General features: G+C 60.7%; 1 protein-coding gene. It reads left to right on the top strand.

Annotated features, from left to right (window positions below; all coding sequences use genetic code 11):
* Nucleotides 1-445 (top strand): Ig-like domain-containing protein (locus AC09SL_RS29545; RefSeq protein ID WP_479572019.1); only part of this gene is annotated, 445 nt, incomplete at both ends.

Raw genomic sequence — 445 nt, 5'->3', positions numbered from 1 at the left:
GATTACCACCGCGCTGGGCAACACCCTGACCATCACCGGCTACGACGCCAGCACGGGCGTGGTCAGCTACAGCTACACCTTGCTGGACAATGAAGCTCATCCAAACGCCAACGGCGCCAACAGCCTCAGCGAGCAATTTGCGGTCGTTGTCACCGACGATAACGGCACCACCGCTAACGGCAACCTGGACGTGAACATCGTCGACGACTTGCCTGAAGCCGTGGACGACAGCAACGCCAGCACGGCTTCGGAAACCAACCTGACCCTGACCGGCAGCGTGCTGACCAACGACACCCAAGGTGCAGACCCTGTGGCATCCGGTCCCATCACGCCCGGCACTTTCACCGGTACTTACGGCACCTTGGTGCTCAACGCTGACGGTTCCTACACCTACACCCTCAACACTGCCGATGCCGACTTCAAAGGCCTGCACGGTGGTGGCAAT

The organism is Pseudomonas sp. PF05 (genome assembly GCF_056521845.1).
This window is presented reverse-complemented; position numbering and strand designations above follow the sequence as displayed.